The 14,263-nt window shown below is 61.4% G+C and carries 12 protein-coding genes; 4 read left to right on the forward strand and 8 right to left on the reverse strand.

The annotated features are described in order from the left end of the window. Window position 1 precedes the first annotated feature (1 nt). Window positions 2-1,540, forward strand: coding sequence for an exopolyphosphatase (ppx, locus tag IM304_RS10960; RefSeq protein ID WP_193356047.1), 1,539 nt, complete (start codon window positions 2-4; stop codon window positions 1,538-1,540). 4 nt (window positions 1,541-1,544) lie between these two features. Here the strand turns inward: ppx and IM304_RS10965 are convergent, their stop codons facing one another. Further along, on the reverse strand, window positions 1,545-3,782 hold the full coding sequence (locus IM304_RS10965; protein WP_193356048.1) for an EAL domain-containing protein: 2,238 nt from the start codon (window positions 3,780-3,782) through the stop codon (window positions 1,545-1,547). A gap of 368 nt (window positions 3,783-4,150) precedes the next feature. Between IM304_RS10965 and IM304_RS10970 the strand changes: the two genes are divergently transcribed. From IM304_RS10970 to IM304_RS10980, 3 genes are all read left to right on the forward strand, one after another. Further along, window positions 4,151-4,321 (forward strand): YfgG family protein, encoded by a 171-nt coding sequence (locus tag IM304_RS10970; RefSeq protein WP_176609775.1) that lies wholly within the window; start codon window positions 4,151-4,153, stop codon window positions 4,319-4,321. Window positions 4,322-4,557: 236 nt separating this feature from the next. Then, complete coding sequence (locus IM304_RS10975; RefSeq protein WP_193356049.1) at window positions 4,558-5,025, forward strand: DUF6130 family protein; 468 nt, start codon at window positions 4,558-4,560, stop codon at window positions 5,023-5,025. 11 nt (window positions 5,026-5,036) lie between these two features. Continuing rightward, the gene (locus IM304_RS10980; protein WP_193356050.1) at window positions 5,037-5,780 is read left to right on the forward strand and encodes an alpha/beta fold hydrolase; all 744 of its coding nucleotides are present in this window, start codon (window positions 5,037-5,039) and stop codon (window positions 5,778-5,780) included. A gap of 89 nt (window positions 5,781-5,869) precedes the next feature. Here the strand turns inward: IM304_RS10980 and iolB are convergent, their stop codons facing one another. The 7 genes from iolB to IM304_RS11015 are packed head-to-tail and all read right to left on the reverse strand — an operon-like array spanning window position 5,870 to window position 14,236. Next, entirely contained in the window at window positions 5,870-6,694 is an 825-nt protein-coding gene (iolB, locus tag IM304_RS10985; protein WP_193356051.1) for a 5-deoxy-glucuronate isomerase, read from the reverse strand. Window positions 6,695-6,703: 9 nt separating this feature from the next. Beyond that, window positions 6,704-7,594 (reverse strand): myo-inosose-2 dehydratase, encoded by an 891-nt coding sequence (iolE, locus tag IM304_RS10990; protein ID WP_193356052.1) that lies wholly within the window; start codon window positions 7,592-7,594, stop codon window positions 6,704-6,706. An 11-nt stretch (window positions 7,595-7,605) separates the two neighbouring features. Beyond that, window positions 7,606-9,510 carry a 5-dehydro-2-deoxygluconokinase gene (gene iolC, locus IM304_RS10995; protein WP_193356053.1) on the reverse strand — a complete coding sequence of 635 codons (1,905 nt, stop codon included), beginning with the start codon at window positions 9,508-9,510 and terminating at the stop codon, window positions 7,606-7,608. 12 nt (window positions 9,511-9,522) lie between these two features. Continuing rightward, window positions 9,523-10,656, reverse strand: a complete 1,134-nt coding sequence (locus IM304_RS11000; RefSeq protein ID WP_193356054.1) for a Gfo/Idh/MocA family protein — start codon at window positions 10,654-10,656, stop codon at window positions 9,523-9,525. Between the two features lie 8 nt (window positions 10,657-10,664). Beyond that, window positions 10,665-11,693: an ABC transporter permease gene (locus tag IM304_RS11005; protein ID WP_013098254.1), complete on the reverse strand. Its 1,029-nt coding sequence runs from the start codon at window positions 11,691-11,693 to the stop codon at window positions 10,665-10,667. A gap of 11 nt (window positions 11,694-11,704) precedes the next feature. Next, a complete protein-coding gene (locus IM304_RS11010) occupies window positions 11,705-13,252 on the reverse strand; it encodes a sugar ABC transporter ATP-binding protein (protein WP_193356055.1) in 1,548 nt (515 codons plus the stop codon). 54 nt (window positions 13,253-13,306) lie between these two features. Then, window positions 13,307-14,236 carry a substrate-binding domain-containing protein gene (locus IM304_RS11015; RefSeq protein ID WP_148420686.1) on the reverse strand — a complete coding sequence of 310 codons (930 nt, stop codon included), beginning with the start codon at window positions 14,234-14,236 and terminating at the stop codon, window positions 13,307-13,309. Window positions 14,237-14,263: the final 27 nt, after the last annotated feature.

Genomic DNA, 14,263 nt, shown 5'->3' on the forward strand with positions numbered 1-14,263 from the left:
TATGCCAATAAACGATAACACCCCACGCCCGCAGGAGTTCGCCGCGGTCGATCTTGGCTCAAACAGTTTTCACATGGTCATCGCCCGCGTGGTGGATGGCGCGATGCAGATCATCGGTCGCCTGAAGCAGCGCGTGCATCTGGCCGACGGTCTGGACGCGCGTAATATGCTGAGCGAAGAGGCAATGGAGCGCGGCCTGAACTGCCTGTCGCTTTTCGCAGAACGTCTCCAGGGCTTTTCGCCCTCCAGCGTCTGCATCGTCGGGACGCATACGCTGCGCCAGGCGCTGAACGCGCCGGAATTTCTCAAGCGCGCGGAAAAGGTTATCCCCTACCCGATTGAGATCATCTCCGGGAACGAGGAAGCGCGCCTGATTTTTATGGGCGTTGAGCACACCCAGCCGGAAAAAGGCCGCAAGCTGGTGATTGATATCGGCGGTGGCTCAACGGAGCTGGTGATTGGCGAAGACTTCGAGCCGCGCCTGGTAGAGAGCCGCCGTATGGGCTGCGTCAGCTTCGCGCAGATGTATTTCCCGGGGGGCGTAATTACCCGTGAAAACTTCCAGCGCGCGCGCATGGCCGCGGTTCAGAAACTGGAAAATCTGGCCTGGCAGTATCGTATTCAGGGCTGGAACGTGGCGCTGGGGGCTTCGGGTTCGATTAAAGCCGCCCACGAAGTGCTGCTGGCAATGGGTGAAAAAGACGGGTTTATTACTCCTGAGCGCCTGGTGAAGCTTACCGAAGAGGTGCTTAAGCATAAGAGCTTTGATGCCCTGAGCCTGCCGGGCCTGTCGGACGAGCGTAAAGCGGTATTCGTGCCGGGGCTGGCGATCCTCTGCGGCGTGTTTGACGCCCTGGCGATCAAAGAGCTGCGCCTCTCTGACGGCGCCCTGCGTGAAGGCGTGCTGTACGAGATGGAAGGACGCTTCCGCCATCAGGACATTCGCAGCCGCACCGCGCAGAGCCTGGCGAACCAGTACAACATCGACCGCGAGCAGGCGAAGCGCGTGCTGGAGACCACGGTTCAGATGTACGAGCAGTGGGAAGAGCAGAATCCGAAGCTTGCCCACCCCCAGCTTGCCGCACTGCTGAAATGGGCCGCGATGCTGCACGAGGTGGGACTGAACATCAACCACAGCGGGATGCATCGCCATTCGGCCTATATCCTGCAAAACAGCGATCTGCCGGGCTTTAACCAGGAGCAGCAGACCATGATGGCCACGCTGGTGCGCTATCACCGCAAGGCGATCAAGCTCGACGATCTGCCGCGCTTTACGCTGTTCAAGAAAAAGCAGTTCCTGCCTTTAATTCAGCTGCTGCGCCTGGGAGTATTGCTCAACAACCAGCGACAGGCCACCACCACCCCGCCGACGCTGAAGCTGAAAACGGACGACCATCACTGGACGCTGAGCTTCCCGCACGACTGGTTTAGCCAGAACGCGCTGGTCCTGCTGGATCTGGAAAAAGAGCAGCAGTACTGGGAAGCGGTCACCGGCTGGCTGTTGAAGATCGAAGAAGAGAGCGCCGAGGTTGCGGCGTAACGCCTCAGGCGCTCTCCTGAGGCTGCGCTTCGGCCAGCGTTTCCAGCTCAACCGGCATGCCTATCAGATAGCCCTGAACGTAATCGATACCTAGCGCGTGAACCGCGCTACGTATCTCTTCTGTTTCCACGCATTCCGCCACCACCAGCATTTTCTTCATCCGGGCCAGATGGCAAATCGAGGCCACAATCTGGTAGTCCAGGCTGTTGCTGACAATATTGCGGATAAAGCCGCCGTCTATTTTGAGGATGTCGGCATCCACGCTTTTCAGCCGCGCATAGCTGGCGTAGCCGGTGCCAAAATCATCAATTGCGATGCGTATGCCCATCTTTTGTAACTGCCTTAGCGTGGGGGCGGCCAGGTCCGTACGGCCCAGGGTGCTGCTTTCGGTCACTTCAAAGATCAGCTGCCACGCTTCAATGGCGTACTTAGCCAGCAGACGATTCACCTCAAGCGGAAACTGCGACCGGTAGACGGTAGACGGTGCGAGATTGATGGCAAAGCGCTGGCCCGGCAGCCGCTGTCGGTGCTCCGCCAGGAAACGCAGCGTACGCTCCAGCACCCATAAATCGACGCGCGAGGATAAGCCAAACTCCTGCGCGACGGGCAGGAACTGCTCGGGGAAAATCAGCGCGCCGTTATCATCGCGCATCCGCAGCAGTACCTCGTGGTAACGATCGCCCCGCAGCCCCCGGACGGGCTGAACCAGCAGGGTAAAGGCGTTCTGCTCCAGCGTCGCCTGCAAACGGCTCATCATCGCCACCTTATCTTTCAGGCTACGCTGCAAATGAACAGCGCCGCGCTGCTGAAGGTTTTCCGGGTGGTTGGTTGAAAGTGAGAGATCGGCAACCAGGCCCAGCTCGCCCAGCACCAGGTAGAGGTGATTAACCGGCGAGCGCACGTAGCAGTAGCTCACGCCAACCTGCGGCTGCACCGGCATCCCATCCCAGACAAAACGGAACTGCTTAATGTGCTCGTCCAGCGCCTCGATGCGCTGTTGATGGGACTCCGCATTCAGACGCACCGCCATGTCGAACCCGGTGAGATGGTAGACCCGCTCGTTGGGCTGAAGCGTGCCGTTTATCCATTGCGCCAGCTGCTGTTTGTACTGGATCCGCAGCAAAACCCCGTAATTGCGCCCCAGCACTTCCAGTTCAGGCACGCGCAGCAAACAGAGCGCCGACCACGGATTCGCGGCAAGCTCACGCGACAGCGACCGCAGGTTGGGCATATGCAATATCGGATCGAGAAATGCCTGTCTGCGGGAACGAATGTTGATGCTCCGCTGGCGTGTTGCCAGCATCGCCATGTAAATCACGACGAAGGAAAAGACCAGATAGCTGGAGGAGGTAATGGCCAGCTGGATGTCATAGCCCTGATTCAGCGGAATGTAGTGATAAAAATAGTGTATCGACACCAGCAAAACCGGCGTCCAGATAATCGACATCAGCTTATAGCCGAAGCGCATTGCCCCCCAGAGCATCACGGGCATCAGCAGGGACAGCGTATAGTTAGTGCTGAAAATAGAGCTGTTGATATTCATGGGCAGGAGCAGCATGCCCAGCAGCCCGCCAAGGGCGATAAACCACACCACAAACTCAACAACCGTTACCTTTTTGTCTATTTGCGCGCGGAGCTGTGACAGTAGCGCTTTGATATAGCGCGGATGGCGAATCAGGCGGATCAGCAGATAGCTGAGCGGTACCCCCGTCAGCCCGCTCACCAGCAGCGCCTGATAGTTGATGAGGGTTCGGATATTAAAGGGGTTTAACCCCGCGAGGCTCTGGCGGCTCTCATAAACGCCGAGATACACCGCAAACTGAAACAGCGCCAGAAACAGCGTTGCCGGGCAGAAAACCTGCCAGAACATGCGCTGCCCCATCAGCCGCACGTCACCGTAAGCGGTCATATTACGTCGGGGAGCAAACACGCGGTAGCCGCCCCAGCTGAGCACCAGCGGGACGATAAAATGAAGAATGCCGGCCACGGTTTCATAGAGCCCAACGGCCGGGTAATAGCGGATAAACAGCGACACCAGAACGCCCGGAATGGCTTCCAGGCCAAAAAACAGCATCAGCGTCAGCAAAAAAGAGAGGGGTAAATAGTAGAGCGCAACGATACCGTCGCCCAGCTGCGTTAGGGTATTCGCCACGCTGAGCACCGGGAGTAACGCCACGGGTAAAATAAGAGGAAGCGCCCACCAGCGGTTTTTATTCTGCTTCAGGATGTGGTGAATTTTCATAGATGCTCGTTTACAACCCTTTCGCTCCAGAGGGTAAGTGAAGACAGGCATCCAACCTGACGTACACGTCGCCCGGAAAATTCCTGGCAAGCACAGTGGAGGAGGGATTTTAAATATCAACGACGCAATCCCGTTGACTTAAATCAAACAATTTTATCTGATTAAATCTTTCTTACGTTTTTTTTAATTATTTTTCCTGTAGTTATCAATGCGATAAATAAATGCGTTGTTTTTAATAACATATATTAATGTAAGCATTGACGGTATTTTACACTTCATCGAATTGACCCCTTCGTGCGGTTGTGCCTTAATAGCCGCATCGCCCGGAAGGGTATACTCAGGAAAAGAAAGTGAGTCAGGCTACGCGTATGCGAAAACGACATCGATTTAACACCCGAATGACCCGCATCATACTGCTCATCAGCTTTCTGTTTTTCTTTGGACGCTTTGTGTACTCCTCCATTGGCGCCTGGTATCACCATCAGGACAAAATCCAGTCACAGCAAACCAGCCTGACCGTCGACGCGCCAGAACGCTAGTTCCTCAGATGGTGTTGCAATAACCGAATAACGCCGGCGATCCCTCTCCTCAAAATTCTGTCCAGACGCTGGCGATTGCCATTGCCCGTCTTCCCGGCAGGCAAACTGTATCGCACTGTATCCAGCGCGCCACGCTGACAGACGGGTACAAAACGGCGCCTCCGGCAAATCTCTCCGATACATAAATACGGTTATCTGTGTCTGACATCATTCAGAACCGATGAGGAGAGACACCGATGATGCGTCGATACCTGCTGTTCCCCCTGCTGGCCCTCGCGTCGGCAACCGGCTCCTGGGCCGCGCCCCTGGACAACCTGAGCGCCGCGGATGTTAACGGCCCCGCCGCCGTCGCGCCGCTGGCACACCCGCAGCCGCCTGCAAAGCTGATTGTCGATCCGCCCCTTGCCGGGCCGCTGAGCAAAGGCGCGGTGTTTATTCAGTACCGTGCCGAAAACCTGCGCATCGAGCCGGTGTTCGGCCCCGAGGCGCTCAGGGTCACCCCGCGCATAGGCCACATTCACGTGGTGGTGGATGACGCGCCGTGGCACTGGGCTGACGCCAGCGGCGAGCCGGTGATCCTGGTGGGTCTGCCCGCCGGTAAACACAAGGTGACGATTATTCTGGCCGACCCGACGCATAAACCGCTCGACCACAAAGCCATTGAATTCACCGTACCGCCCCACGCGGCGGTTCACCATTTTTAAGGACGCTTAAGATGAAAGCACTGTCTGTAGTCACGGCGGGCCTGCTGGCGCTTTCCACCAGCGCCTTTGCGGAGAGTAAAACCAGCGTCGTTCTGGTGCACGGCGCGTTTGCCGACGGCAGCAGCTGGAATAAGGTGATTACCCTGTTACAGAAACAGCACGCAGAGGTCATTGCCGTCCAGCTGCCGCTCACCTCGCTGAACGATGACGTCGCGGCCACAAAGCGGGCCATCGCCCGCGCGCAGGGCGACGTGGTGCTGGTAGGCCACTCCTGGGGCGGGACCGTAATTAGCGAAGCGGGTAACGATGCGCGGGTCAAATCGCTGGTTTACGTGGCGGCGTTCGCGCCGGACGCCGGCCAGTCGACGGCGGATCTCGCTGGAAGCTTCCCTGCACCGCCGGGCAGCGCGGGCATTGCCAAAACCGCGGACGGCTATTTATATCTGCCAGCGGAGGCCGTCAGGAAGGATTTTGCGCCTGACGTGAAGCCGGGTGAGCAACAGACCATTGCGGCCACGCAGGGGCCTATAAGGGGCGATGCGTTTGGGGAAAAGATTACTCGTGCAGCGTGGCGCACTAAGCCGAGCTGGTATGTGGTAAGCGAGAATGACAGGATGATTAACCCGGCGCTGGAGCGCGCGATGGCGAAGGCGATCCGCGCAAAAACCACCGAGGTGGCGGCAAGCCACGTATCGATGGTGAGCCATCCGGAGGCCATCGCCCGCACGATTGAGCAGGCGAGGCGGGTGCACTGAGGACAATTCGCCCGGCGGCGGCGCGCTTGCTCAGGACTACGGTTTCGCAGGTCGTGTAAGCGCAGCGCCGCCCGACAAGAAAGACCGCCTCAGCCCCCCCTCTCTGCGGGATAATCGCGATTAATCCACGCGTGATCGTCTTCCCAGGTGAACATCCATTTGCGCACCGGCCCGGCCATCACGTTGAGGTAATAGCTGTCATACCCGGCCATCGTCGCCACCGGATGGTAGCCCTTCGGCACCATGACCACGTCACGGTTGTAGACCGCCATGCACTCGTCCAGCGTTCTGTCATCGGTGTAGACGCGCTGCATGCAGAATCCCTGCTCCGGGTTGAGGCGATGGTAGTAGGTCTCCTCCAGATAGGTTTCCTGCTGCGGGTTATCCGTATCGTGCTTATGGCTCGGGTACGAGCTGGTGCAGCCCTCGCTGGTCCACACCTCCACCACCAGCAGGCTGTCGGCGGGCTTGTCTTCCGGCAGAATGTTGTGCACGTAGCGCTGATTGTGGCCCTTGCCGCGCGCCTCGCCGTCGATATCCTGCGGGGCAATCAGCCGCGTCGGATACGCGCCTTTGCCGGGAGCGGCACAGACCGCCAGCTCGAGCCTCGTCAGCGCCTTCACCTGGACCGCCTCCAGCGGGGTGACGTAAACCGCCCACGGCTTGATGCGCTCGAACGGGCTCATCCGCTCCCCGATGTCGTTAAACCGCGCGGATGGCGTGCTGATGGAGGCGCGCCCGGCCACCAGCACCAGACAGCGCTCCTCGCTGACCGCGGGCAGCGTCAGCTGCTGCCCCTCCTGAAGTTCATAGGCCTCAAAGCCAACATATTCCCACCCCGCGCTTTGGGGCGTCACGGACTGGGTGCGGCCCTCAGCGTTCGGCTGTTGCCAGCGTGATAGCAGACGTGACATGTCACCTCCTCAGATAAGCCCGGCGTCGCGCGCCAGGCGGCTCAGGTTGTTATAACCCAGACGGGCGTAGGTCAGCGGATGGGCAATCGCCGGATCCTGCTCGGCCTCCACCACCAGCCAGCCGTGATAGTCCTGCGCCTTCAGCAGCCGCATTATCGGCGGGTAATCCACGCAGCCGTCGCCCGGCACGGTAAACACGCCGCTCAGCACCGCGTCGAGGAAGCTGGTTTTGCGGTTTTTCACGTCCGCCAGCACGTCGGCGCGCACGTCTTTGCAGTGGACGTGGTTGATGCGCGTCGCCCAGCGCTGCGCCACCGCCAGCGGATCGGCCCCGGCAAAGGTCAGATGCCCGGTATCCAGCAGCAGTCCCACCTCGTCGCCGGTGTGGGTCATCAGGCTGTCCACGTCGTCGGCGGACTCAATCACCGTGCCCATATGGTGATGGTAGGCAATCTGCACCCCCTGCTGCTGCGTATAGCGCGCAAATTCGGTGAGCTTCTCGCCGTACTCCTTCCACCGATCCTTCGGGAAGCGCGGGCGCAGGTGCACCGGCGTCTGCTGCTCGCCGTGAATGCAGCCGCTCACTTCCGCAAAGACCAGCACCTTCGCCCCCAGCTCGCGCAGCAGCGTCAGGTGCGGCTGCACGGCGGCAATCTCCTCCTCCACGCTGCGCTCCAGCAGGCGGCCGGAGTACCAGCCGGAGACCAGCTGCAGGTCGTGGCGCTGCAGAATAGGGCCGAGCAGGCGCGCTTCGCGCGGGAACTTATTGCCCAGCTCGAAGCCGGCAAAACCGGCCTCTTTGCCTTCGCTCAGGCAGGTCTCCAGCGGCGTCTCCGCGCCGAGCGAAGGCAGATCGTCGTTCGTCCACGTCAGCGGGTTGATGCCAAGTTGTACACTCATTGTCGTCTCCATTATGCGTGCCCGCGCTCGCGCCACCAGGCGATAAGCTGCAGGTAGTTGTCCCGGATGCGCGCTACCAGCTGCGCATCGTCGATATCGTGCTTCAGCCATGCGCGGGAAGCGTCGCCGAACAGCGTGCGCCCCACGGCAAACCCCTTCACCAGATCGTGCCCCGCCGCGGCGTTAAACCCGGCGCGCAGCTGTTCGGCCGGCGCGTCAAGCCCGAGGATCACCACTCCGCGGCAGTGCGGGTCCCGGCGTTCGATAATTTCACCGAGCGACGTCCAGCCCTCGGCCGAGAGCGGCGGCAGCTTCCACCAGTCCGGGTAAATGCCCAGGTTGTAGAAGCGGGAGATGGCGCGCAGGTAGAGCTCGTCGCTGCGCGGCATGGTCGCGGGCAGGATCACCTCCAGCAGCAGTTCGTGCCCGGACCGGCAGCAGGCGTGGTACACCTCGGCGATTTTCTGCTCCTGCTCCAGGCGCAGGCCGTGGGCATCTTCCGGATGGAAAAAGACCAGGCACTTCACCACGTGCTCCTGCGGCCAGCTGATAAGCTGGGTGCCGATATTGCCGTGCTCCATTTCCAGCGGCCGCGAGCCCGGCAGCTCAATGGGCCGCCCGATCCACCACCCTTCACCGGTAATGGCGTTGAGCGCGTCCTGGCCAAAGGTGCCGTCGCACAGCAGACCGGCTTTGCCCTCCAGCCCGGCGCGGCTCGCCGCCTCGCGGCTGGCCTGCAGGATCAGCTGCTTCAGGGCCGGAATGCGCCCGAGCGACGCGCCGCACTGCAGCGCCATATCCTCAAGCTGGCTGCGGTGGTCGAACGCCATTACGCACAGCTCGGGCCATTCACGGCGGCGGGTGGTGACCCGGTGCAGATGGTTAAGACGCGGATCGAGATCCGGACGCGGCACATTCGCGGCGCGGGAGAGATAGTCATCCAGCTCGATTTTGCTCGGCATCGCCGGGGCGCAGCCGTGGCGCGAGACCACCAGCGCGCCGCAGGCGTTGGCGTAGCGGCACGCCTGCTCCCAGCCCTCGTCGTTCAGGTAGCCGCGCAGCAGGCCGGACATAAACGCGTCCCCCGCGCCGAGGACGTTCAGCACCTCCACGCGCACGCCGGTCACCGTCAGGCCGTCGTCCAGCCGTGGCGGAATGGCACCGGTATAGACCGAGCAGCCGAGCGCGCCGCGCTTGCAGACCAGCGTGGCCTGACTCACGTCGCGCACCCGTTCCAGCGCCTGTAAGGTATCCGTGCTGCCGCCCGCAATGTGGAACTCCTCCTCGGTGCCGACAATGACGTCGAAGAGGTGCAGCACCTCCTGCAGCTCGCGGGTGACCCGATCGGCGGGAATAAAGCGCGTTTCGCCGTCGCCCAGGGAGGTCAGCCCCCACAGCACCGGGCGGTAATCGATGTCCAGCACCGTGCGCACGCCGTGACGGCGGGCATAGCCCAGCGCCGTCAGCACCGCCTCGCGGGTCTGGGGGTTAGAAAGGTGAGTCCCGGTGATGGCAAGACACCGTGCGGAGGCGATGTAGCTTTCGTCCACATCGCTGGCGGTAATCGCCATATCCGCGCAGTTATCGCGGTAAAAAATCAGAGGAAAGGTGTCCCGGTCTTTAATGCCGAGCAGCACCAGCGCCGTGAGGCGTTCTTTATCGGTAATCAGATGGCTGGTGTCGCAGCCCACCTGGCTTAACTCTTCCCGCAGGAAGCGGCCCATATGCTCGTCGCCCACGCGCGCCAGCATTGAGGAGCGCAGGCCCTGACGCGCGGTACCGTACGCCACGTTGCCGGACGATCCGCCGAGATATTTGGCGAAGCTGGATACATCCTCCAGACGGGCGCCAATCTGCTGGCTGTAGAGGTCTACCGCCACGCGGCCCATGCATATCACATCAAACTGCTTTTCCACGTTGATACCTCTTCAGACAATGTCGTTCACGTTCAGCCAGCGGCCCTGCTGGTGCGAGAGTGCGATGGCGTCCAGCACGCGCGACACCCTCCAGCCCTCTTCGAAGTCCGGCCACATCGGGGCGTCGGCGGCAATGCCGTCCACCAGGTCGCGCACCTCCACCGTTTTTTGGTCGTTAAAGCCGATCCCGTGGCCCGCGCCCATGCAGAACGCGGCGTAGTCCGGGTGTGCCGGGCCGACCAGCAGCGTGCGGAACCCCTGACGGTTGACCGGATCGTCATGCAGATAGAGCTTCAGCTCCGCCATGCGCTCCTGGGTGAAGCTGATGGCGCCTTTCGTCCCGGTGATGACGTACGACAGCCCCATCTTGCGGCCGCAGGCGACGCGGGAGGTTTCAATGACGCCCTGCGCCCCGCCCGCGAAGCGCACCAGCGCGTGGGCCTGATCCTCATTTTCGACGGCAACCATGTCCGACGATCCGGCCTTGGCCGGACGTTCCGGGACCACAATCTTCAGGTCGCCGCAAACCTGCTCAATCTCCCCCACCAGGTACTGGGCCATATTGACGATATGCGCCGCCAGATCGCCCAGCGCCCCCAGCCCGGCAGTCTCTTTGAAACAGTGCCAGTGAATCGGCGAAAGCGGGTCGGCCATGTAGTCTTCGTTGTGGGTGCCGTAGAAGTGGATCACCTCGCCAATCTCGCCGCGGGCGATGATCTCCTTCGCCAGCTGCGCCGTCGGGTTTTTCATGTAGTTGAAGCCCACCAGGGTTTTCACCCCTGCCCGCCTTGCGGCCTCGACCATCTCACGCGCGTCGTGGGCGTTCAGCGCCAGCGGCTTCTCCGAGTAAACGTGCTTGCCGTGGCGGATCGCCTCCAGCGCCATCTCTTTATGCAGATGGTTGGGCGAGCAAATATCCACCACATCAATGGCCGGGTCGGCCACCAGCGCCCGCCAGTCTCCCGTTGAACGGTTGAAGCCAAACGCCCGGGCGCGCTCTGCCGCCAGCGCCGGGTTCACCTCGGCCACCATCTCGCGCACCAGCCTGCCGCGCAGGTTGAACACCGTCGGGGCCTGGGCGTAGGCGATGGCGTGCGCCTTGCCGATATATCCGGTGCCGATTAATCCAATACGTACCTCTTTCATCACGATCCTCACAGTGCGCCGCGACGGCTCTTGGCGTAGGTGTCGAACGCCACCGCCAGAACGATAATTAATCCGGTGATAATCTGCTGGTAGTAGGCCGAGACGTTCATCAGCACCAGGCCGTTAATCAGAATACCCATGATGATGGAGCCGATGATGGTGCCGCCGATGCGCCCGTAGCCGCCCATCAGCGAGGTGCCGCCAATCACCACCGAGGCGATGACGCGCAGCTCAAAGGAGATCCCGGCCACCGCCTCGGCGCTCCCCAGACGCGCGCTGAGGATGAAGCCCGCCAGCCCCGCCAGGCAGCCAATCAGCACGTAGACGCTGACCAGCACGCGCTTCACGTTGACACCCGCCAGACGCGCCGCCTCCGGGTTGCCGCCGATGGCGTAGACGAAGCGGCCCCAGCGGGTTTTGTGCAGCGCCAGATAGCCGCCGACGGCGACGATGGCGAAGATCCAGATCGGAATGGAGATGCCGAGCAGCTCCCCGCGCCCCCACCAGCGGTAGCCCTGATCGAAACCGGCGATCGGCGCGCCGTCGTTAATCACCAGCGTAAGGCCGCGCCAGATGGTCATCCCCCCGAGAGTGACGATGAACGGCGGCAGGCGCAGGCGGGTGACGCCCAGACCGTGCAGAAAGCCAATCGCCGTGCCCATCGCCAGGCAAATCCCCAGCCCAATCAGCCAGCTCATGCCGCCCCAGGCGTTCGGGTCAACGGTGGTAAAGTTGTCGCCCTTGATCACGTACGCCGCGGTCATGGCGCACACCGCCAGAATGGAGCCGACGGAGAGGTCGATCCCGGCGGTCAGGATGACGAAGGTCATCCCCACGGCCATGATCCCGTAGATGGAGACCTCGGTCAGGATGTTGAAAATGTTGCGTTCAGAGAAAAAGTTGCTGTTCTGCGACTGGAAGAAGATCAGCAGCAGGATCATGAAAATCAGCACCCCGAAGCGCTCGAAGAAGGCGATGGGATCGATGCGTCCGGCACGTTTCACCGGGGCCTGCGTTTTAGAAATCATCTGCGTCATGAGAAACTCCGTTATGCCGCGTTCAGGGCGTTGTGGTTGATGGCCATCATCGTCATCAGCCGTTCTTCGTTAGCGTCGTCGCCGTGGATCTCGCCGGTCACCCGGCCTTCGCTGAGGGTGATGATCCGGTCAGACACCGCCATCACTTCAGGCAGATCGGAGGAGATCACGATCACCGCCACGCCCTTTTTCGCCATGTCAAACAGCACCTGGTGCACTTCTGATTTGGTCCCAACGTCGATGCCGCGCGTCGGCTCGTCGACGATCAGCACCCGAGGATTGAGCGCCATGCAGCGCGCGAGGATCACTTTTTGCTGGTTACCGCCGGAGAGCTTGCGCACCTCCTGCTCGCTGTTGACCATTTTGATCTGCAGCGCCTGGCGGTAGGACTCAATCAGGTCGTCCTCTTTGCGGGTGTTGACGAACCAGCGCCAGTGCAGCAGTGACGAAAGGCAGGAGAGCGACAGGTTGTCGCGAATCGACAGCCCCAGCACCGCCCCCTCTTTTTTGCGATCTTCCGGCACCAGCGCCACGCCCTGGTCCAAGGCATACAGCGGATCGCGCGGCCGGTACGGCACGCCGTCCAGCTCAAAGCTGCCCGAGGTAAACGCGTCCGCGCCAAACAGGCAGCGCGCCACTTCGGTGCGTCCCGCGCCCACCAGCCCGGCAATGCCTAAAACCTCCCCGGCGTGGACGTGGAAGCTGATGTCGTGCAGGGCAATACCGTGCGGATCCAGCGGCGGCTTTTCGCGGCTCAGCCCCTTCACGGCCAGACGGATGGGTTTGTCTTCATGATGCGTTTCGCTGGCGGGACGACGGTTAAACGCCACGTCGCGCCCGACCATCAGGCGGATCAGCTGCTCGACGTTGGTCTCCGCCACCGCGCCGGTGCCGGTGAAGCGGCCGTCCTGGAACACGGTGAAGCGATCGCAGAGCTGGAAAACCTCGTGCAGGCGATGGGTGACATAGATAATGCTCACCCCGCGATTTTTTAGCTCCCGCACCACGCGGTGCAGGCTTTCCACCTCGCTGTCGCTCAGCGCGGCGGACGGTTCGTCCATAATGATTAACCGGGCGTTGAGGGTCAGCGCCCGGGCGATCTCCACCATCTGCTGCTGCGCCACGCTCAGGCGGGCGACCGGCGTGGTCGGGGCGACGTTCAGCTGCAGGTAATCGAGGATGACCTGCGCCTCCTGGTTTACCGCCTTTTCGTCGACGATCAGGTTACGCCTGCGCGGCTCGCGCCCGAGAAACATGTTCTCCGCGACGGTCATGTTGGGCAGCAGGTTGAACTCCTGATAGATGGTGATAATGCCCTTGTTCTGCCGCTCCACCGGGGAGTCGTCCACCGGCAGCGTTTCGCCGTTGAACCAGATCTCCCCGCGCGTTTGCGGCTGCGCCCCCGCGAGCGCCTTCAGCAGCGTGGATTTTCCCGCCCCGTTTTCCCCCAGCAGGGCGTGAATTTCTCCGCTGCCGACGGTCAGCTGAGCGCTGCTCAGCGCCCAGACGCCGGAAAAGCTTTTCGCCAGGTCAGTCACTTTCAGTAAGGGTTGCGACATCGGTCTGCTCCTCCTTCAGAGTGCGCCGCCGCTCGCGCGGCGGCTGCGGATAGATCAGTTACCGGCCTCGCCGATGCGCTCAGCCTGCTGCAGGTTCTCTTTGGTGATAAGCGTCGGCGGGTAGTCGGCGCCGGTGATGGCTTTCTTCTCGCGCACGCTGGCCACCAGCTGGCTCATCGCCGTCTGCACCGCAAAGCCCGGACGCTGATCGGCGGTTACCGCCAGCCAGCCCTCGCGCACGCGGGCCAGCGCTTCCGGTACCGCATCAAAGCCGGTCACCAGGATTTCACCGGGCTTCACGCCCTGGCTCTGCAGGGCTTCAATCGCCCCCAGCGCCATATCGTCGTTGGCGGAGAGGATCACCTGCGGGCGTTTCGGCAGAGAAGGCAGGACGCTTTCAACGATGCGCATCCCTTCTGAACGCATCCAGTTGCCGGTCTGATCGGCGACGATCTTGTACTTGTCCCCGCCCGCCTTCAGGCTGTCGCGGATCCCTTTGGTGCGTTCAATATTGGAGGAGGAGCCCGGCTGGCCGGTGAGCAGAATGATGTCCGCACCGTTGGGGAATTTAGTTTTGACGAAGTCGCCAATCGCCTGGCCGCCCTTGTAGTTGTTGGCGCCAAAGTGCGGCACCTTCTTCTGGCTGTCGACGGAGCGGTCAAGAGTGACGACCGGCAGCTTCGCCTCCTGAATTTCATCCACCGCGCTGGAGACCGCGTTCACGTCGTTCGGGGAGACGATGAACCCCTGCGCTCCGCGGGTGATGGCGTTTTCCAGGTCAGCCACCTGTTTTGGTGAACTGCCCTGCCCGTCCAGCACCTGAAGCTGCACGCCCATCTCTTTTGCGGCCTTCACCGCCGTGCGCTGCATGTGCACTTCAAACGGCATGGCCAGATTTGGCGTACTGAAAACAATTTGCTCGTTTTCGGCGAGGGCGGCCCCGGACGTCATGGCGATGAGGGCGGCTACGATCAGTTTTTTCATTATTATGTCTCTCTGTGTAGGGTCGTT

Origin of the sequence: Enterobacter cloacae complex sp. P40C2 (assembly GCF_014930695.1) — a bacterium.
Lineage (GTDB): Bacteria > Pseudomonadota > Gammaproteobacteria > Enterobacterales > Enterobacteriaceae > Enterobacter > Enterobacter pasteurii.

Coding starts and splice junctions, on each gene's coding strand:
- IM304_RS11010 (WP_193356055.1), bottom strand. CDS start 13,252: ATGTCGCAACCCTTACTGAAAGTGACTGACCTGGCGAAAAGCTTTTCC.
- IM304_RS11000 (WP_193356054.1), bottom strand. CDS start 10,656: ATGAAAGAGGTACGTATTGGATTAATCGGCACCGGATATATCGGCAAG.
- iolB (WP_193356051.1), bottom strand. CDS start 6,694: ATGTCACGTCTGCTATCACGCTGGCAACAGCCGAACGCTGAGGGCCGC.
- IM304_RS11015 (WP_148420686.1), bottom strand. CDS start 14,236: ATGAAAAAACTGATCGTAGCCGCCCTCATCGCCATGACGTCCGGGGCC.
- IM304_RS10965 (WP_193356048.1), bottom strand. CDS start 3,782: ATGAAAATTCACCACATCCTGAAGCAGAATAAAAACCGCTGGTGGGCG.
- IM304_RS10980 (WP_193356050.1), top strand. CDS start 5,037: ATGAAAGCACTGTCTGTAGTCACGGCGGGCCTGCTGGCGCTTTCCACC.
- IM304_RS11005 (WP_013098254.1), bottom strand. CDS start 11,693: ATGACGCAGATGATTTCTAAAACGCAGGCCCCGGTGAAACGTGCCGGA.
- ppx (WP_193356047.1), top strand. CDS start 2: ATGCCAATAAACGATAACACCCCACGCCCGCAGGAGTTCGCCGCGGTC.
- IM304_RS10975 (WP_193356049.1), top strand. CDS start 4,558: ATGATGCGTCGATACCTGCTGTTCCCCCTGCTGGCCCTCGCGTCGGCA.
- IM304_RS10970 (WP_176609775.1), top strand. CDS start 4,151: ATGCGAAAACGACATCGATTTAACACCCGAATGACCCGCATCATACTG.
- iolE (WP_193356052.1), bottom strand. CDS start 7,594: ATGAGTGTACAACTTGGCATCAACCCGCTGACGTGGACGAACGACGAT.